The following is a 20,657-nucleotide window of genomic DNA, read 5'->3' on the forward strand; positions in this document are numbered from 1 at the left end:
AGCGTCAGGCGAGCTCCGTGTTTATAGAAAGCGAGGAATAAGCACGGAGTTTTTGGCTCCGTAGGAGCCGCCTGTGAAATATCAGGAGACGCCGATGGAGTCCGGAATTCATGAGGTAAAATCATCATTCTACAAACAGGATGCCCAAATTGGGCGAAGAACAACACAGAAATATAGTAAAAAAAAAGCTCCTTCGGAGCTCCCTGTTTATAGAAAAAAGGATTAAGCACGGAGTTTTGGCTCCGTAGGAGCCGCCTGTGAAATATCAGGAGACGCCGATGGAGTCCGGAATTCATGAGGTAAAATCATCATTCTATAAACAGGATGCCCAAATTGGGCGAAGAACAACGCAGAAATATAGCGCAAGAAAAGCTCCCTCAGAACTCCCTGTTTATAGAAAAAAGGAATAAGCACGGAGTTTTTGGCTCCGTAGGAGCCGCCTGTGAAACATCAGGAGACTCTGATGGAGTCCTGAATTCATGAGGTAAAATCATCATTCTACAAACAGGATGCCCAAATTGGGCGAAGAACAACACAGAAATATAGTAAAAAAAAACTCCTTCGGAGCTCCCTGTTTATAGAAAAAGGATTAAGCACGGAGTTTTGGCTCCGTAGGAGCCGCCAGTGAAATATCAGGAGACGCCGATGGAGTCCGGGATTGTTGACCTAAAATTATCGTTCTATAAAAAGTACGCCCCGGTTGGACGAAGAACAACGCAGAAATATAGCGCAAGAAAAGCTCCCTCAGAGCTCCCTGTTTATAGAAAAAAGGAATAAGCACGGAGTTTTTGGCTCCGTAGGAGCTTCCTGCAACAACTTTCCGCGATTCAGGCACCGACGTCGGTCCATAGAAGCAATTCCATCCGGAAATTCTAGCCTGCCAAACCGGATTTTCAATAAAAATTTAATCTATTTCTAAATTATCAATAAATTATTTGGACTAGATATAAATAAGACCATATATTTGCATCCGGTTCGGCTTAGGCCAGCTGCTATGCATATGAATAACCATCAAACCGATAAAATCTCATTTAAAATTGACGAGGATTCCTTCAAGGAAATCTACAATTTGTATTGGGAGAAAGTCTTTTCTGTTTGTTATTCCAATCTTGGTGAAACCGAACCCGCCAAGGGAATGGTTCAGGAGATTTTCAAATCGCTTTGGGAAAGAAAAGATGAACTGGAAATTAACCAGTCCGTGGAGCGGTATCTGATCCGTTCTGCCAAATTCAAGGTTTTTGAATACATCAGAAACAAAAAGATTAGAGAACAGCACCTGAAAAACATCGTTTCGAGCCAGGTTACTTCTTTTAATTATACCGAAAACGATGTAATGCTGAGCACCTTATCCGACAGGATCTCGGCTTTAATTGCAAAATTACCAAATCAATGCCGCAAGGTATTCAAAATGAGCCGGGAAGATGGATTATCAAACAAAGAAATCGCATCCGACCTGCTGATCTCCGAAAGAGCCGTGGAATATCACATTTCCAAGGCCGTGTCTTCACTAAAATCAAACCTTACGGAATATTCATTCTGATTTTCTTTCTTCTCAGCTTCGGAAAACACTTAGATATGCTACTTTTACTAAAAAGAACTGCTGCATTCTAAAAAGAAGGCTTTCATGAGGGTTAGTAAAGAGCTTATCGAAAAATACCATAACGGGTTGTGTACACCTGACGAGATGACGCTGGTGGAAAACTGGTTGCTGGATGACGAAGCCGATGACTTTGTGCCTCTGCAAGACATTTTTGATAGGAAAATTGCAAAAGTCGAGATGTGGGAAGAGATTTCAGCCATACTGCCCTCTTCTCAAAAAAGGTTCAATTTCGGCGGTATCTATCTTTCAAAAGCGAAATGGACTAACCTCGCAACGGCTGCCAGTGTTCTGGTTGTTTTAACGGCCTCTCTTTTCGTTTTTAAACAAAACACGCAGCAGGCTATCATTACCTCTGTTAACAATTCTCTTTCCGACAACAAGGAAATTGATGCCAGAGATTATACAATTTCACTTGGCCCGGAAAGTAACGCCCGTATTGATGCCAATTCCGGCCTTATCGATTTTTGCGGAACAATACTGATCAGCCCTAAAAAAGATATCTTCCTTTCCTTCAAAGATGTGTGCACCACTTCGGCCAGCAATACCGGTAAAATGACCTTCAAAAAAGGAGAAACCTATATTGCACTGAATTATAGAAACAAGAAAAATAATGAGGTCATTGTCATGGAAGAAAAACTGCTGATGGGACTCCCGCCAGTCGTTAAGAGGCAGATCATGGATCAGTTTAATATTTGAAATATTCCCGAAAACCAATGCGTGCCCAAGGCGATCTGACAACGTTAAAAATCTTTACCCTTTTCATTCTGGTTTGCTTATCCGCCTGTTCCGAAAAAACGGATCCTGAACGGAAAAAATATAGTATCTATACGATGGCCAGGGATACCAGGGAATATATAACCCAGGTGAATGATCTCTCCGGCGGCACAATCAATCCTATCCAAAAAGGAGCACAAACTTACCCGAAAAGAATATGGTTTGATCTGATTGTCAAAGATGGTTATTACTATCGTCACGAAAAGAAGAACCATTATTTCTTAAAATACACCGTCGAAAACAATCGTTTTATACCGGTTGATTCGGTATCGGTACCGGAATTTGCCTATCTGGATAATTATAAATGGGTACATCCCGACACCCTCCTGCTTATTTCGTATAACCGCCAGTTATCAAAAGTAAAGTATGCCCGGGTTGCCGTTAAAAACATGAAAGCGACCGTCGGCGACCTCCCAGTTCCGTTACCCTTTGGTCGTTACAATGCCATGTCCGTTGGTTTTTCCGAATTAAAAGACAACCAGCTGCTGGTCGGTTATACGTATCACACCATCAATGCAGCGCAGGATTATTCCACGAGTGATACGGCTTATGTCAGTGTCCTTAGCTATCCCGGCCTTAAACCGGTAAAAACTTTAAAAGATGCCCGATCCACCTATCCCGGGGGATCCAATACGGCTCAGGCCAATACGTTCACGGATGAAAAAGGCGATTTCTATTTCCTGGCCTGTCCCGGAATTGCGCTTGGAAATCATCCTGATAAACCCACGGCAGTTTACCGTATCAAAAACGGCGAGAATATACTGGACAGTACCTACTTTTTTAATATTTCAGAATCCCCAATAGGAAACCATGGTTATGGTTTATGGGATATCGGCAATAACCAGGCCATCATCCGAAGTGAACGCCGGGAGCTTTTTACGGGCATCAACGATCATTATAAAGTTCCACATATCGAATTTCATGTACTGGATCTAGAAAAAAAGACCGTCAAAAAACTGGGACTGCCGCTCGACAAAGGCACTTCACGTACTTGTGTGCTCGTGGATAAAGGCCTTGTGTACATCTCACTCAATTCTGATTCCGAGGGGAATTACATCTGGATTTATAATCCGAAAAACGAAAGTCTGAAAAAGGGATTAAAACTTGAAGGTGAAATTGACTATATCCTGCGCATAGAGAAATTATAGTCACAATGCTGTTGAAATAATTTCGATAGTATCTCTTTTTTCAATGCTTATCAATCAAAAAACAAACTCCTACTTTGGGTCAACACCAATATAACGCTATGTAATTCAGGCAAAATAAGTAGTAGTGAAAAATTAGTTTACATTATTTATTTTTATAATAATCTATTAATCACCCGGTTACTAAACTAATCGCATATAGATAATTGCCAACAGCTGCATAGCGTTATTTCCCGTTAACGCATTTCCTTAAAATTATTTAGACTTTTTATAAATCAGACCTTCGGGAAAAGCGGAGTAGTGCTACTTTCTATTTGGAAAGGATCGGCAAAACCGTCGGTTTTATCACTATAACCAGTTTATTCTGCTAAACGAAATGCACCCAGGCAAGTTTTTATTCGCTACAATTCTCTTTATTTTATCTCAGTTTACTTGTGCCGTTCAGGCTCAGAGCACCGGAACTGTTTCAGGAACTGTTCAGTCGGAAGATGGCACCAAACTTCCGGGCGTCAGTGTGATCCTGAAAGGCACTGTTTCCGGTACCGTAACCGACGTTGACGGTTTCTTTAAACTAACTGTAAGGAAATCCGGAAATCATACCCTTGTGATCTCGTCGGTAGGTTATTTAAGCCAGTCAAAAGCAATAACTGTAAAAAACGGACAGGAAATCAAGGTCAGTTTTACGATGAAATCTGATTCAAAAAACATGGACGAGCTTACGGTCCATGGAAAAACCGAGACGCAGGAAATCAAGGAACAGGCTTTCACAGTCAACGCGATTGAAACCAAAAGGTTTGCAAACACAACCGCCGATCTGAATCAGGTTCTCAATAAAACTGCCGGCGTACGTGTCCGGGAAGAAGGCGGTGTCGGTTCGGATTTCAACTTTTCCATCAATGGACTTTCTGGCAAGGCTGTTAAATTCTTTCTGGATGGCGTGCCTATGGAATTAATGGGAAGTGCCATGTCGCTGAACAACATCCCGGTAAACCTCGCCGAACGGATGGAGGTTTATAAAGGCGTGGTGCCCGTTAGTCTGGGTTCCGACGCGCTGGGTGGTGCTGTGAACATCATCACCAATCAGAATATCAGTAATTATCTGGATGCAAGTTACAGCTACGGGTCGTTTAACACACACCGGCTGGCTTTAACCGGCCAGTACAGCACGTCCAAAGGCATTATTATCAAAGCCAGCACATTTGCCAATTATTCCGACAACAACTACATGATGCGTGGGATGGAAATCTGGGATGAAGCGCAATACAAATATGTAAACAAAGATTTCAAGCGGTTTCATGACCAGTACAAATCAGCTATGGGACAGCTGGAAGCGGGTGTGATCAATAAAAAATGGGCTGACGTATTGTTTGTGGGATTTTCCTATTCAGGCACCAAGCAGGATATTCAAACCGGAACACGACAGGATGTCGTTTACGGAGCCGTGGGGAAAGACGGGCATGCTTACAATGCCTCCCTGCGTTATCGCAAAGACAATCTTTTCGTGAAAGGTCTGAATGCTAATCTCTTCGCGTCAAGATCCGTTGATAATTATGTCGTTACGGATACTTCCAGCTATAAATATTATTGGGATGGTTCAAGGGTCAAAACCAGTCTGGCGGAAATTAACGGGGCAAAATCGATAACAAATATCAACCGTCCAAGGACTTTTGCCCGTGCCAACCTGGGATATCAGCTGTCTGACGTGCATTCATTCAATGTAAATTATACCTACGATCACCTTAAAAACGAAAATTACAACGAGCTCATTACCGATCGCGCCGAAATACCGGGTATTCTTTCCAAGAACATTCTTGGTGCCGCCTATCAGCAAAATTTGTTAAACGATCGGCTGACCAATACACTTTTCGGCAAGTTTTACGGTATCAGCGTTCAGCAATCCCGGTATATTTCAACTTCCGGAGAATACGCAAAAGCCAATGACTCACACACCTATCAGGGTTATGGAATTGCCAGCCGTTACAAAATCTTAGGCGATCTGGGTGTTAAGGCTTCCTACGAAAAGGCTTACCGCTTGCAAGAAGTGGGAGAAATGTTTGGAAATGGTTACACGGTGATCGCCAACCTCGACTTGAAACCCGAGTCAAGCCACAATGTAAACATCGGCGCTTATTACGGATTTACGATCAACAAGCATAAGTTATTCATCGAAGGATCCTGGTTTTACCGTAATGCCAATGACTTTATCTATTCCGTCGTTTACAAATCCAATTCCAGCGTAAGCCGTTATGAAAATACGTCCAAAGTAAAGGTGAACGGTTTGGAGGGCGATGTTAAATACAACTACGGTGATTTGCTTTACTTCAACGCCAACGTCAGTTACCAGAATGCAATCAACAATTCTAAATATTCGCCAGGTTCCTCGGGAAGCACCGTTGAAGCGACTTATTTAAATAAAATCCCAAACCAACCATGGCTTTTCGGGAATGCTGACCTGAGTATCGGTAAAAACAATATCCTCGGGAAAGCATCCAGAATGCAGTTTAATCTGGGCACACAATACGTGCACTGGTTCTACCTTACCTGGGAAGCCTTTGGGAGCAAGGCCAGTAAAAGTACAATTCCAGACCAGTACATCCATAACGCCTCCATCTCCAATTCGTGGGACAACGGCCGTTATAACCTTTCGCTGGAATGCCGGAATTTCACCAATAACCTTGCTTTTGACAACTTCCGTTTACAAAAACCAGGCCGGGCTTTCTCTGTCAAACTCAGATATTTCCTGAGATAACAACCTGAACATTATTAGTCTTATCCAATAACCGTTTAACAATTATCACGCAAAAAATCATGTTAAAAAATTTCAAACTTTATCCATTCCTCCTAGCTCTTGCAATAATCCCGCTGCTATATGCCTGCAAAAGCAATGATGAAGAAACACCCCAACCTACGGAAGAAACCCAGGAAAAATATGCGGTTTGGTTGCAGATTGGAAGTTATCCCAACACAACGCAATATGTGCTGGGTACAAATTCACTGACAGAAGGTTCCATTAATCTTACCGGCCACGGTGCCGAAGTTACCGGGAAATCTGACTATGGAATTATTACCAAAGGAGGTTATTACTATTATTACAATACCACGTCCGGGCGTTTGTCTAAATTCAAATATGAAAAAGAGCTTTACAACACCGTATTGGAAGTTCCCTTCACGCACCTGGCAAGTATCGGCGGATTTACGTGGATCGATGACAAAACATTATTCCTTGTCGGAACCAATGGAGACGCTCAAAAAGTGCATTACTCGGTTGTCAATACTGAAACTTTAAAAACAACCAATGGTGTGCTTGATGCACCGGCAGTACCAGCAGGATTTGAAGAAATCAGTCTTGGAAATATTGAGTACACAAACGGTAAGGTATTTGTACAATTTGGTTTTGCAGCCAAATATCCAGCACCCTGGCAAATAAAGACCAGCATTGGTGTCGTGGATTATGCTACGCTTAAATACGAAAAAACGCTTGAGAGCACGATCTCAGCTGGTCCGGGGACAAATAAACTCTGGTTATCTTCTTCTTTTGTTGATGACAGCGGCAATACTTATTTCGCTACCAATGTGGAATGGAGCAATATTCCTGATAAAAAAACGGCCATCTACCGTATCAAAAAGCGTACCACAGTATTGGATGAGAGCTATGTGGTTAACTCTGGCACACTCGGATATCAAGGCGTTGGCTTGTTCTACATCGGCGGAACAAAGGCTATTCTCAAATATATTGATCCTGCTGTAACGGGTTCTACGCACATTTATGCCTTTGCCGTGATGGATCTTGAAACCGGAAAAATTACCCGGAAACTTTCAGAAATACCGAACGACGCAGACGCCTATATTCAAAACATCGTCGTGGAAGACGGTAAAGTATTCATGGTAACAAACGCTGAAACCGGTAAAGATTACGTGTATGTCTATGACATCGCTGCCCAAACGGTAAAAACCGGTATTGAAATGATCGGTGGATACGACTGGATCCTTCGTATAGACAAAATGAGATAATACCAAGTTAAATAATCAGGCAGTCCGGGACGTTCCCGACTGCCTGACAATTTCCTCCCCTGATGACAATACTAAAAAAAATAAACGCCTGGCTTCACCTCTGGCTTGGACTTGCTTCCGGAATCATCGTATTCATTGTTGCACTTACCGGCTGCATTCTGGTTTTTGAACAGGAATTTAAATCACTGACCCAACCCTGGCTGCATGCGGAACGGCCTGCCAACGCCCCTTATCTGCTACCATCGGTGATCAGAGAAAAAGTTTCACCGTTGTTCCCGGAAAAAGAAATCAGTGGGATCTGGTATTACGGGCACGAAAAAACGGCCAAAGTAAGCATGAATTCGGACTCGTCTGTTTTCGTAAACCCTTACGACGGCAAAGTGGTGGCAATTGTACATGAAGAAGATTTTTTTCACTGGGTTCTTGAAGGCCATACGGAACTCTGGATCGAAGCCAAAATTGGCGAAACAGGTATTGGTGAGACGATTGTATCCTATGCCACGCTGATATTTTTCATTCTGCTCATCACCGGCCTGATCTTGTGGTGGCCAAAAAAATGGAATAAATCCAACCGCGATAAAAGTTTCAAAATAAAATGGAGCGCCCGGTTTAAGCGCATCAACTACGACCTGCATAATGTGCTCGGGTTTTACTCGCTTTTGGTTGCTTTGATCATCACGATCACCGGGCTAAGCATGAGTTTTGCATGGATGTCAAAGAGTATCTATTGGCTGAGTTCGGCTGGCGGCATGCAGGCTCCCTACGTGAAGGCCGTTTCTGATACGACAAAAGCCGTTTCAAATTCCCTGATGCGAAACGTTGACATCGCCTTTCAAAAAGGTATTACCGAAATTGGCACCTACAATAAAGATGCCATTATTGTTTCTTTTCCCGACGAACTATCCGAGCCCATTCCCCTGTGTACCGACATGTACAATGGCTCCTGGCGCTACGTTTATCTTGACCAGCACACACTAAAAGAACTGCCGTCAACGCAGGTTCACATTGATAAATTAAAACTGGCAGACTGGCTGCGACGGACAAACTACGCTTTACATGTTGGCGCGATCGGCAATCTGCCAACAAAAATACTGTACTTTCTGGCCAGTCTTATTTGCGCAACTTTGCCAATAACAGGATTTTACGTCTGGTGGGGACGCAGCAAGTGGGGAAGGTCTAAAAAAGGAAAAAAGCTTAAACCTTCATCCTTGCAGTCACAAATCTGATTCGCATCCAAAATTCATTTTATTAAACCTATTTCCAGGCATTTTACATGACTGGTGTGTCCCCTTTTGCCTTTTCAGTTTCCAGTATTCTTCATTAACAAAAGTATATAAACGATGCGCATCGAAGACCCGATCAACCATTATTTAAACTAAAAAACTCACGCTCAAAACATGAAAATCATCAACAAATATGCCATTATCTGGCTGCTCGTTCTCTTTACTTTATCTCCTGCTTTAACATTTTCCCAGCAAATTCTTGTCGGAAATATTAAAGGAAAACTCCTTGACAGTAACCAAAAACCAGTTGAATTTGCCACGATTGCTTTACATAAAACAGCAGATTCAACGATCATAAAAGGAACATTAAGTGATTCTTCCGGTCGGTTCATTTTTGAAAAAGTAACGGAGGGGGCCTATTATGTCCATACCCGCTTTTTGGGTTTCAAATCATTCACCAGTAAAAGTTTCACGGTCTCGAAAGCCAGACATGAAATTGTTTTAGAAAACTTTACCCTCACGCCCGACGACAAAATACTGGATGCCGTTACCATCACAGCCCAAAAACCATTGGTGGAACAGCATATCGACCGCACTGTTTTAAATATTGAAAACAGTATTCTGGCAGAAGGCAATACCGCCTTGGAGCTATTGGAAAAAGCACCCGGGATCAGTGTGGATGACGAAGGAAATATTTCCATGAAAGGAAAACCGGGCGTCAGTGTGATGTTAAACGGAAAACTTACGTATCTGTCGCAGCGCGAACTGACCACCCTGCTTCGTGGAACGTCTTCGGGCTCTGTTTCCAAAATTGAGCTGATTGCCAATCCTTCGGCGAAATATGATGCGGCCGGAAATTCGGGGATTATCAACATCGTTTTGAAAAAAAATGAGAAGGTCGGGATAAACGGGAATGCCTATGTGAATGTAGCCAGAAGTCGCGCCAATCGCTACGGCGGCGGCCTTAATCTGAATTACCGCAGCGGAAAACTGAATGTCTTCGGGAGTTATGATCGTGCTTTCCGGGGAGAAATCGAATACCTTAGTTTTACCCGGCGGTTTTACGAAGGCGAAGTAGCCGGAACTCCAGACCGGATTTCCTATCAGAATTCTGCGACCAACGAACCTTTGTACACCAACAATTATAAAATTGGCGCCGATTTTTTCCTGAATGAAAAAAATACGCTTGGCGTGCTGGTCAATGGGAATTTCGGAAAATACATCAACGACAACAACACGACAAACTTGCTGGTGTCGTCAACAGGTGCCATTTTAAGCAATCCGCTGACACATAACGATAACCTGGACCGTTGGAACAGCAATGCCTATAACCTTAATTACGCCCATCAGTTTGAGAAAAGCGGCCACGAGCTCACGGTCGATCTGGACTATTCCAAAAATGACAACCGCTCCAACCAAAGTATGGACACAAAATACCAGCATGCAGAAAATACGCACCTGGAAACCCGTTCCGTTCGCCGTGGATTTGTGCCGTCCCTTACCAATGTTTATGTAGGAAAACTTGACTATACACACCCTTTTGGAGAAAAAGCAAAGTTTGAAACCGGCTGGAAAAGCAGCTACGTTTCTGTTGACAACAACCTGAAATATGACACACTGCGCAACGGCTTATGGATTCCGGACCCTTCGTGGAGCAATCATTTTACTTACAAAGAGATGATCCACGCGGGTTATATCAATTTCAGCAAACAATTTGGCTCGCTAAGTTTGCAGGCTGGATTAAGAGGAGAAAACACGCAGACAACCGGGCATCAGGTCACAACGGATTCGCTGGTTAAGCGCAATTATTTCCAGCTTTTCCCGAGTTTGTTTGTTACCAAAACCTTTACGCCAAACCACAGCGGGCAGGTTTCATACAGCCGCCGGGTCGAACGTCCGGACTATGATGATATGAATCCGTTCCGGTTTTTCCGCGATCCGTTTTTGTATTATGAAGGAAACCCGTTTTTAAGGCCGGAACTTACGCATTCGGTTGAGATGAGTCATACGTATAAGGGGAAATTCATCACCGCGATCAATTACAGCTACACTTCCGACGTGATGAACTGGATGATGGGTCAGGTGGATTCTTTGAACACAACCTATCAGAGTCCGCAAAACCTGAAAAGCATGATCAACTACGGCATTAGCTTAACGGCTTCCTTGCAGCCCGCCAGCTGGTGGTCAAGCAACAGTTTCGGAAATTTTTTCAGAAATGAATACAAAGGCGACCAAAAGGGCGGAAACCTGAATAACGGGATATGGAGTTTTTCTTTCAACAGCCAGAATACCTTCCAGCTGGGTAAAGGTTATTCAGCCGAACTGAGTGGCTTCTTTAACTCAAAATCCGTTTATGGCGTTTTCGTTTCCAAAAGTTACTATGTGATTTCAATCGGCGGACAAAAACAGGTGCTGAACAAAAAAGGAACGATCAAACTGATGGTTAACGATATTTTCCAGACCCGGCAGCGCCGCAATACAGCCCGATACGAAAACCTGGACATGGACGGCCACATCCGTTTCGACAGCCGGATGGCGACAATCTCATTCTCCTACCGCTTCGGAAAAGACATTACCCCAACCCGCAAACGCAGCTCCGGAAGCGAAGATATCCAGAACCGGGTGAAGGGCGGCAGTTGATTTAGGCTTTCGGTGGTCATTTTAAAGTAAAAAGGATCTGATCCATGCAGACCAGATCCTTTTTACTTTAAAACCGGCAAAGATGACCGACGAAAAACAATCTATTTCACAGCCATACTGAAAGCTGAAAGCCAATCGCTGACAGCCAAATTATTTCCCGCTGTTAAACAACTTCAATGCTTCGTCGTCTTTGTATTGCACGATCAATGTTTTCAATTGTGCTTTCAGGCTTTTTATGATGGCCTCGTTTGCCTTTTCTCCGTAAACATTTTTAACCTCATGGGGATCTTTTTCCAGGTCAAACAACTCCCAGGTGTCGATTCCGCCGTAAAATCTTACCAGCTTATAACGTTTTGTTCTTACCCCAAAATGCGGGTAAACATGGTGAGGTTCCGGGAACTCGTAGTAGTGATAATAAGCTGCGTCGCGCCATGGCGTGTTTGCTTTTGCATTTTTATCCAGCAACGGCAAAAATGATTTACCCTGGATATCCGCTGGAATTTTCGCACCCGCCAGGTCAAGCACCGTTGGTGCCCAGTCGATATTTGAAACCAATTTTTCCACTTTTGTTCCCGGCTTGATAACGCCCGGATAGCGGATCACAAATGGTGTTTTCAATGATTCTTCATAGATAAAACGCTTGTCAAACCAACCATGCTCACCCATGTAAAAACCCTGGTCAGATGCGTAGATCACGACCGTGTTTTTGGACAAACCGGTTTTGTCAAGATAATCGAGAATCTTTCCGATGTTACGATCCAGACCGTTGGCAGTGGCCAGATAATCCTTGATATAACGCTGGTACTTCCATTCCGTCAGCGCTTTGCCAGACAGTTTTTTATCATCAAATTCCTTCGTGATCTTATCGTAGTAATCTTTGAAAATTTTCTTCTTCTCAGGAGAGAAAAACTTATAGCCCGGAACCCTGTCATAATCCAGATGTACTTTCAAATCCTCCTTCAAACGCATCGTTTTTTCAATGCTCATATCCTGATCTTTCGCAGCCGCTCTGCCTGCATAATCATCATAAAAAGTTTCAGGCAACGGGAAGTTGATATCATCATAAGCACCTAAATCCTGCAAGTCAGGATGCCACTCGCGGTGCACCGATTTTTGACCAACAACCAGGAAAAACGGTTTTTTCTCATCACGCTTGTTGATCCAGTCCAGCGAACTTTCCGTAATGATATCGGCCACATAACCCTCTTTTCTGATCGTATCGTTTGGTGCGGTGATAAACTGTGGATTGTAATAAATACCTTGTCCGGGCAGAATATTCCAGTAATCAAACCCAGTTGGCAGACTGTTTAAATGCAGCTTCCCAATCCATGCCGTCTGATATCCGCCCTTTTGAAGCAAATCGGGGAAGAGCTGCTGTGTGATATCAAATTTTGTTCTGTCGTTATTTTTATACCCATTGATATGGCTGTATTTTCCCGTCAACAACGTAGCGCGGCTCGGTCCGCAAATCGAGTTGGTCACCAAATTGTTGGTAAGCAAAGCGCCTTCCCGGGCAATCCGGTCAATATTTGGTGTTTTGGCCAACTTATTTCCATAAGCCCCGATCGACTGATAAGCATGGTCGTCGGAAAATATAAAGATAATGTTGGGACGCTCTTTCGTCTGGGCGAAAATGCCGGACGAAAAGCTGATTAAACAAAGTAAAACTAGAACTGACTTTTTCATTCTTAGGAATTTAGAAAACGAATTTAGCAAAAAAATTAAAAAGGTTATTTTGGGAAAAAGACCCGGTGTTTGCCGATCTTTTTCCCAAAGATATTTTAATTGGTGTAACCTTTGTTCTGAGTCAGACTTTTATTCACATCCAGCTCCCGTTGCGGCAGTGGAAATAAAACGTGATAATCCTTGATCGCCGTATTCCCCTTCGCCTGTAACGTACTCAGTAACTTACCGGTACGCACCAGATCAAACCAACGGTGATTTTCAAAACCAAACTCCCATCTGCGTTCATCCAGAATAGCATCCTGCAAAGCCGTTTTGCTCAATCCCTGCAAATCGGTCGTTGCATTGGCCGTCGCAACCGGCTTGCCGTAAGCACGGCGGCGGACCTTGTTGATGGCCTCAAAAGCCTCGGCAGAAGGACCACCAATTTCATTTAACGCTTCGGCATAAGTCAGCAAAAGATCGGAATAACGCAGGATCGGATAGTTCAAAGTCCCCTCACCCAGATTGGTTATCGTGGACGGATCGAAGAATTTATACCAATGCGGACGGAAAGTTGCTTTTCCTCCACCGGCATCGTATTCGGTGAAAAATGTACGGTCTTTGCGCAAATCTCCAACTTTGAAACTTTTGTAAAACTCCTCCGTCGGAACATCGGCACTATTACCGGCCACCGTACCACCGCCCGGAAGTGCTATGGTAGATCTTGGCAAGAAAAGCGCCATGGCAAAACCGTTACCCGCACCGGTGTTTCCTTTGTTTTGAATGGCAAAAACGATCTCCTTGTTAAATCTGTTTTGCGGCGTAAAAACGTCAAAATAGTTATCAACCAAGCCAAATTGTGCGTTATCCAAAACCGATTTCGCTTTGTCTCTTGCCTTCGGATAATCTTTTAATGTCAGGTAAACCTTGGCAAGCAAACCAGTCGCCGAAGCTTTGGTGGCTCTTCCCACATTTGCCGTAGCATTGGTCGCATCCAGATTTTGTTCCGCAAATTCAAGATCCGAAATAATTTGCTCATATACTTTTGCCGCTTCGGTTCTTGGCACATTTACGTCGCCCAGAGAAGTAACCTGATTTAAAACCAACGGCACATCGCCAAACAATCTGACCATATTGAAATACAGCAACGCTCTTGCAAATTTGGCTTCGCCCAGCAACCGGTTTTTCTTGGCATCCGCAAACGGAATGGCCGGAATTTTATCGATGGCCACATTGGCATTGGCAATGGTTTTGTAGACCGAAGTATAAAGCAGATAAATCCGGTCGTTAACGGGACCATAAGTGAAATTTTTCAGGGCAAAAATATTGGCATTGGCAACTCCCTGACCACATTCGGCATTGTCAGTCGTGAGTTCTGCCAGCAAATAAATACCCCGGTAAAAGATATTGGATTGGTCGTTCAGACCATCATAAACCGCAACAAGGGCCGCATCGGCATCCGCCTCGGTTTTATAAAAATTGCTATCGACCATCAGCGATGCGGGATCTTCCTGCAAAAAGTCGTTGCACGAAGTAGCCGTCAGCACGAAAATAAACAGATATATTAACTTTTTCATCGGATCGTTTTTGATTAAATAATGGACGCGCTAAGGCTTAAAAGCTAAGGTTTACACCTACCAGGAATGAGCGAGAATTTGGATATGCATCCGAATCAATCCCACGCAAAATATTGTTTTGTCCCGACTGGTTGGTTTCAGGATCAAAACCGGTGTATTTGGTAATCACAAACAAATTCTGCCCGGATACATACAATTTGGCATTGTTGATACCTGATTTTCTCAACCATGAATTGGGCAGGTTATAACCCAGAGAAAGTGAGCCCAGCCGTAGAAACGAACCATCCTCGATCTGCGCATCAGAAAACAGGAACGCGCGGTTCAGGGTAGCCCTTGGAATAGAATTGCTTGGATTTGTCGGCGTCCAGCGATCTTTTACCCTGGCAGAACTGTTCTTTTGTCCCGTTGGCAGGTCAAGGTCTGCACGTGTGCTGTTCAGGATCTTGTTTCCATAAACATAGTTGAACGAAGCGCTCAGTTCGAATCCCTTATAGCTAAAATCGTTGGTAAAACCGCCGAAGAATTTAGGCTGTGCATTGCCGATAAACTGTCTGTCTTTTGCATCCAGCGTGCCATCTCCATTGATATCCTTGTATTTTCTGTCACCAGCTACGGCAGTTTTTTGCGGACCGTTTGCAATGTTATCACCCGTCTGGAAAATCCCATCACTGACATAGCCGTAGAACGAGTTCAGCGGCTGGCCCGGCATAATCACCACAGGGTCATTGATTTTCAGGTAACCGTTGATCTCGCCTGTCAAGATCTGCGTCACCGAACCAAGATCCAGTACCTTATTTTTATTGGCTGCGATGTTGAAATTGATATTCCATTTCAGATCCTTGTTCAATACAACGGCCTGTAGGCCAAGTTCCAAACCTTTATTTTCAATACTTCCGATATTTTGCAAAGCCGTTGAGAATCCTGTCGACCAGGGCACGTTGATGTTCAGCAACATATCGGTCGTCTTCTTGTAATATGCATCCACAGTCAGATTCAGACGGTTGCGTAGTAAACCGATGTCCAGACCCAAATCAGTCTGGGTCGTCGTTTCCCATTTCAGGTTCGGATTCGGGATATTGCCCGGGGAAAAACCTTTGACTACTTTGTCGCCAATGATATAACTCGCTCCCGACAAACCAGCCAGTGACTGGTAACTGTTAATTTCCTGATTACCGATTTTACCATAACTCAAACGCAATTTCAACTCATCAATCGCGCTGATGTTTTTGATAAATTCTTCCTCAGACAATTTCCAGGCAACCGAACCGGACGGGAAAAATCCATACTTGTTATTATTACCAAATTTCGAAGAACCGTCCGCACGGCCCGTTAATGTCAGCAAATATCGGTCGTTGAAGCTGTAATTGATCCGGCCAATATAAGATAACAGACTCCAGTCCACCAGATTGGTTACCGGCGTGCTGATGATTGCGCCCGAACCAAGGTTATCCGCTCCCAGCAAATCGTTGACAAACCCGGACGCCGCCGATGTCAGCAGATTCCTCGTATATTTTTGAGCAGAAAAACCGGCCAGTGCTGTGATGGCATGTTTGTCAAAGGCTTTTGAATAAGTCAGCGTGTTTTCATTCAGCCAGGAAGTTCCATTGGCCGTTGAGACACGGCCAACCCCCTGCGCACTTGATCCCGCCAGAATTGTCCGCGGCGCATAATATTTCTCACCGGTCGTCGTAATATCGGCACCAATACTCGTTCTGAATTCCAGACCGTCAATGATTTTATAACTTGCAAAAACATTTCCCAAAAACCGCGTGCTCACCGATTTATTGGTCAGTTCAAGCGCCGTTGCCACCGGGTTTCCAATCGGTATACCGCGGTCACTTTCCAGTACATAAGTGCCGTCTGCATTTCTGATTTTCAGGATCGGGTTAAAATCAAGGGCCGATACAATCACCCCCTGGGTTCCTTCTCCCCCACCCGTGCTACTCAATGCCTGGTTTGCATTGGTATTGGCCACGCTGAAATTAGAACCAAAGGTCAGTTTGGAAGTCGCCTGCTTTTCAAAATTAAAACGGGCCGAATACCGTTTGAAATTGGAATTGATAATAATCCCGTCCTGATCAAAATAGTTGAGCGAAAGTGAATATTTCGTTTTCGCATCACCACCAGAAGCCGATACCTGATAGTTCTGAATCGGAGCCGACCGAAAAATTTCGTCCTGCCAGTTGGTTCCCGCACCAAAAGAAGCAATTTGTTCAGGTGTATAAATTACTTTCCCGTTGGCATCATTTACCAGCTGAGCGTATTCTGTTGCATTCAAAAGCGGAAGTGTTTTTGAAACTTTCTGCACGCCGTAGTATGCGTTAAAATCAATTTTCAGTCTTCCCTCCTGCCCCTTTTTGGTTGTTACCAATACGACACCGTTTGCTCCCCGTGCACCATAAATCGCCGCCGCCGAGGCATCTTTCAAAACTTCGATCGACACAATATCATTGGGGTTGATCAGCGAAAGCGCATTGAGTTTCGGACCCACGGTTGCTCCGCCAGCCGTAGAAGCGTTATCATTAAATATCGGAAAGCCGTCAATAACATAAAGCGGTTCACTGCCCGTATTGACGGAATTGCTCCCGCGGATCCGGATACTGGTGGCCCCGCCGGGCTGGTTCGAAGTACTTGTTACCTGTACCCCGGCTGCCCTGCCACGCAGACCGTTGTCCAGCGACACAACCGGTGTTTTCTTAAACTGCGCCTCCGAAATTGAAGAAACGGAACCCGTCAGGTCACTCTTTTTCTGCGTACCATAACCGATCACAACGAGTTCATTAAGCTGCTTGGTATCTTCCTGCAAAGTCACGTTGATAACACTGCAGCTATTGATAGAAACTTCCTGCGTAAGAAAACCAATTCCTGAAAAAACCAGAATCGCGTCCGGTGCCGCATTAATCGTATACTTCCCCTGCGCATCGGTAGCCGTTCCTGTCAGTGAATTCTTCACCAGAATATTGATTCCGGGAATGGCTGACTGCTCACCCTGCGATTTTACCAAACCGCTTACGGTCACCGATTGGCCATAACCATGCAGGCTATGCAGTACCAATAAAAGGACAGGCAAATAAAAAGCCGCTCCTCTGAGTCGTTGTAAAATTATTCTCGACATTAGTATATTGAAATTATAGATATTATAGATTAATTAAGCAAATGGAAATGGGACGTTTGATGAAGCTGATACAGTGAAGTGTACTTAACGGTTACAATCGTCCCGGGTTTAACAACATGCCAAACACGAAACGGAAGAGCAGGAATTGCCGGAAATAAGACTTTCCGGAGTCTGATTTACAAATGAAGAAACTGGTTTATTAATACTTAATAACATATCCGGGTTTAGTATAATCTTGTCAAATAGTGGAAGGCAAATGCTATAAAGCCTATTAATTATATAGACAAAGTAAAGATATTTAAACCTAACAATCCAAATTTGTAAACTGATGTTTATTAAATTTCAGGAAAAATTCATGATTTTGTTGTTAAATAAACAAAAAACAGCTTTTCGTATGCCGGAAAGCTCCCTGATAACGACAACCTTCATTTCCTTAACACCTTAATTTTCCTGATTTATCTTAAAGCAAGAAAATCCGCCTATGTATCCGTAATTGATTTAAAAATATTTATTTTAACTTTTTGATCAAAATATTGTATTTTTAGTTGCTATGAAATAAAATAATTTCTCCTAACAAAATCATGAAAAACCTCTTCGCAATTTTTCTATTTTTTGTAGCGCCACTTTATACGTCGGCGCAAATCAATAATCCGGCATTCAGAGTTAATAATGGTGGTGATATCAGAACCGTCATCTCCACCAAAGATCGCTATCTCTACGATGGATTCCAGGAAGGCAAAGTTTATTTCAGGAATGGGAGGGTTTCGCTGGCCCGACTGAATTACAGTTTTTTTCACAGCGAAATCCAGTTTATCAATCCCAAAAACGATACGCTGCTCTTAAGCGACAATGACTTCATAAGCAGGATCGTCATTAACAATGACGTTTTTTACTACCAGAAAAAACAGGGACATATCCAGAATATCGGAGATTATGGAAAAGTGATGTTGGGCCGCAAACAGCAACTGTTGTTTATGGGAAGTGAAAAAAACGCCGGCTATAACCAGTATTCTTCGGCTTCGGCGGTTTCCAGTTATAGTCATTTTACGAACAGAAACGGAGAAATGCAGACGCTCAAATCTGGCGATAAACTCATACTGCGAAAAAAGACGGATTTCTATTTAATTGATCGCAATCTCAGATTCAGCGTCGCGAACCGGGCTGGTTTGCTAAAAATTTATCCCGATCATAAAAAAGCACTAAACAATTATCTTAAAGACAATCAAATCAATTTCCTGGAAGAAAATGACCTGGTAAAAACACTTGAATTTTGCCAGTCGTTATAACTTTTTTGCGCTGATAACCCGCTGAATGAAAATCAAGCATTTACTCCCATTGCCTCTATGATGTCTCGTATTTGAGCTGCAGGCGCAACCGGCGAAAGTGCTCCGGATAAAAAACGGGCAGGATGCAACAAAATTTTACGTCATTGACGCAAATCACAGGTTTCACAAAGTTTCGAGAAATAATCTTTTGAAAATACTCTCAAAGAATAAGGAGGTTATCGACCAGTACATCCGTGAGGAAAATATCAATTTCAATCAGGAAGAAGATATCCGGAAAGTTGTCAAATTTAGTAGTCAAATGAATTCGAACCATTGAAATAGGAATAGATTGATTCCCTCGGGCTGCTTTCTTATCCGTCGGATGGCTGAAAAAGTCGTCCGACGGATAAGAAACAAGTATTTACACCAAACATTCGCTTTTACAGATAACACAAAACGAATTGGTTAAGTACAATGAAAAAATACATTCTATTATTTTTCGCATTAAGTTTTACACAGGCAGTTTCCGCCCAGGCTTTAAAACAGCTCACCTTCAGAAAACAAATGATCTCCTCAGAAAGCGCTGAATCTGTTGGTGTTTTTGATGTAAACGGAGATAAAATTCCCGATATCGTATCCGGGAGTTACTGGTATGAAGGTCCCTTATATCAAAAAAGACATTTAATTGGACAAGTAAAAAGGGTTAACGAATATTTTGACGATTTCTCAACGATTCCTTTTGACGTCAATGGTGACGGAAAAATGGATTATATCACAGGCGGATGGTTTAATAAAAAACTGACCTGGAGGGAAAATCCGGGAACGAACGGCGAGTGGACCGAGCATGCGTTATTTGAGACCGGGAATATCGAAACAACCCGTGCATGGGACGTTGACGGAGATGGAATTGAGGAAATTGTACCAAATACCCCCAAGAACCCCCTGGTTTATTATACAGTAATTCTGGATCAAAATAAAAAGTCAACGGGAAAATTCGTGCCAACAAAGGTGGCTGAAACCCATGGTCATGGCCTGGGATTTGGTGATATCAACGGCGACGGCCGGGGTGATTTTATCGTCGCGGATGGCTGGCTGGAAGCACCGCTGGACCGAAAAAATAAACCCTGGACCCACCATGCTGATTTCAAACTTGGTGATGCGGGCGTTCCCATTATTGTAACGGATGTGAACAAAGATGGACTGAATGATATTATCGTCGGGCAGGGCCACACATACGGGCTGGACTGGTACGAGCAAAAGCGGAATGGCAAAACCATCACATTTGTAAAACATCCGATTGACCCGTTCCAGTCTCAATACCACACGATGGCCTGGGTAGACATCGACAATGACGGTGAAAATGAACTCATTACCGGAAAACGTTTTCGTGCGCATAATGGCAATGATCCGGGAGAATTTGATCCCGTCGGACTGTATTATTTCAAATGGAACGGTGAATCCTTTACCAAAAACTTCATCAGTTACGGCCCTTATGGCGAGGGGAAAGGTGCAGGAATATACTTTTCAGTAGCAGATTTAAGAAATTCAGGTAAGAAAGACATAATTGTTGCAGGTAAGGACGGACTGGCCATTTTCTACAACGAAGGGCATTGACAGAAAAGGGAGCTTCTGATAACCGGAA

12 protein-coding genes are annotated in these 20,657 nt (G+C 43.4%); 9 read left to right on the plus strand and 3 right to left on the minus strand.

The window, feature by feature from the left end; genetic code table 11:
* Positions 1 to 1,000: 1,000 nt before the first annotated feature.
* The 7 genes from RB622_RS16650 to RB622_RS16680 all read left to right on the plus strand — a co-directional run bounded on the left by RB622_RS16650 (position 1,001) and on the right by RB622_RS16680 (position 11,393).
* A complete protein-coding gene (locus RB622_RS16650; RefSeq protein ID WP_308047707.1) occupies positions 1,001 to 1,540 on the plus strand; it encodes an RNA polymerase sigma-70 factor in 540 nt (179 codons plus the stop codon).
* Positions 1,541 to 1,624: 84 nt separating this feature from the next.
* Positions 1,625 to 2,296: a hypothetical protein gene (locus RB622_RS16655; RefSeq protein ID WP_308047708.1), complete on the plus strand. Its 672-nt coding sequence runs from the start codon at positions 1,625 to 1,627 to the stop codon at positions 2,294 to 2,296.
* The gene (locus RB622_RS16660; RefSeq protein ID WP_308047709.1) at positions 2,293 to 3,522 is read left to right on the plus strand and encodes a DUF4374 domain-containing protein; all 1,230 of its coding nucleotides are present in this window, start codon (positions 2,293 to 2,295) and stop codon (positions 3,520 to 3,522) included. Before RB622_RS16655 ends, RB622_RS16660 begins: the two co-directional genes overlap by 4 nt.
* 373 nt (positions 3,523 to 3,895) lie before the next feature.
* Positions 3,896 to 6,268 carry a carboxypeptidase-like regulatory domain-containing protein gene (locus tag RB622_RS16665; protein WP_308047710.1) on the plus strand — a complete coding sequence of 791 codons (2,373 nt, stop codon included), beginning with the start codon at positions 3,896 to 3,898 and terminating at the stop codon, positions 6,266 to 6,268.
* Between the two features lie 59 nt (positions 6,269 to 6,327).
* Positions 6,328 to 7,530 carry a hypothetical protein gene (locus RB622_RS16670; protein ID WP_308047711.1) on the plus strand — a complete coding sequence of 401 codons (1,203 nt, stop codon included), beginning with the start codon at positions 6,328 to 6,330 and terminating at the stop codon, positions 7,528 to 7,530.
* Positions 7,531 to 7,592: 62 nt separating this feature from the next.
* Entirely contained in the window at positions 7,593 to 8,756 is a 1,164-nt protein-coding gene (locus tag RB622_RS16675; protein ID WP_308047712.1) for a PepSY-associated TM helix domain-containing protein, read from the plus strand.
* Positions 8,757 to 8,927: 171 nt separating this feature from the next.
* Positions 8,928 to 11,393, plus strand: a complete 2,466-nt coding sequence (locus RB622_RS16680) for a TonB-dependent receptor domain-containing protein (protein WP_308047713.1) — start codon at positions 8,928 to 8,930, stop codon at positions 11,391 to 11,393.
* A 150-nt stretch (positions 11,394 to 11,543) separates the two neighbouring features.
* Here the strand turns inward: RB622_RS16680 and RB622_RS16685 are convergent, their stop codons facing one another.
* From RB622_RS16685 to RB622_RS16695, 3 genes are all read right to left on the minus strand, one after another.
* Positions 11,544 to 13,079 carry a sulfatase gene (locus RB622_RS16685; protein WP_308047714.1) on the minus strand — a complete coding sequence of 512 codons (1,536 nt, stop codon included), beginning with the start codon at positions 13,077 to 13,079 and terminating at the stop codon, positions 11,544 to 11,546.
* A gap of 95 nt (positions 13,080 to 13,174) precedes the next feature.
* Positions 13,175 to 14,635, minus strand: coding sequence for a RagB/SusD family nutrient uptake outer membrane protein (locus tag RB622_RS16690; protein WP_308047715.1), 1,461 nt, complete (start codon positions 14,633 to 14,635; stop codon positions 13,175 to 13,177).
* Positions 14,636 to 14,672: 37 nt separating this feature from the next.
* Positions 14,673 to 17,750, minus strand: a complete 3,078-nt coding sequence (locus RB622_RS16695) for a TonB-dependent receptor (RefSeq protein WP_308047716.1) — start codon at positions 17,748 to 17,750, stop codon at positions 14,673 to 14,675.
* 581 nt (positions 17,751 to 18,331) lie between these two features.
* Here RB622_RS16695 and RB622_RS16700 point away from each other — a divergent pair.
* Both RB622_RS16700 and RB622_RS16705 read left to right on the plus strand, forming a co-directional pair.
* Complete coding sequence (locus tag RB622_RS16700; RefSeq protein ID WP_308047717.1) at positions 18,332 to 19,036, plus strand: hypothetical protein; 705 nt, start codon at positions 18,332 to 18,334, stop codon at positions 19,034 to 19,036.
* Positions 19,037 to 19,489: 453 nt separating this feature from the next.
* A complete protein-coding gene (locus RB622_RS16705) occupies positions 19,490 to 20,629 on the plus strand; it encodes a VCBS repeat-containing protein (protein WP_308047718.1) in 1,140 nt (379 codons plus the stop codon).
* The last annotated feature ends 28 nt before the right edge of the window (positions 20,630 to 20,657 follow it).

The organism is Dyadobacter sp. LHD-138 (genome assembly GCF_030929615.1).
Taxonomy (GTDB): domain Bacteria; phylum Bacteroidota; class Bacteroidia; order Cytophagales; family Spirosomataceae; genus Dyadobacter.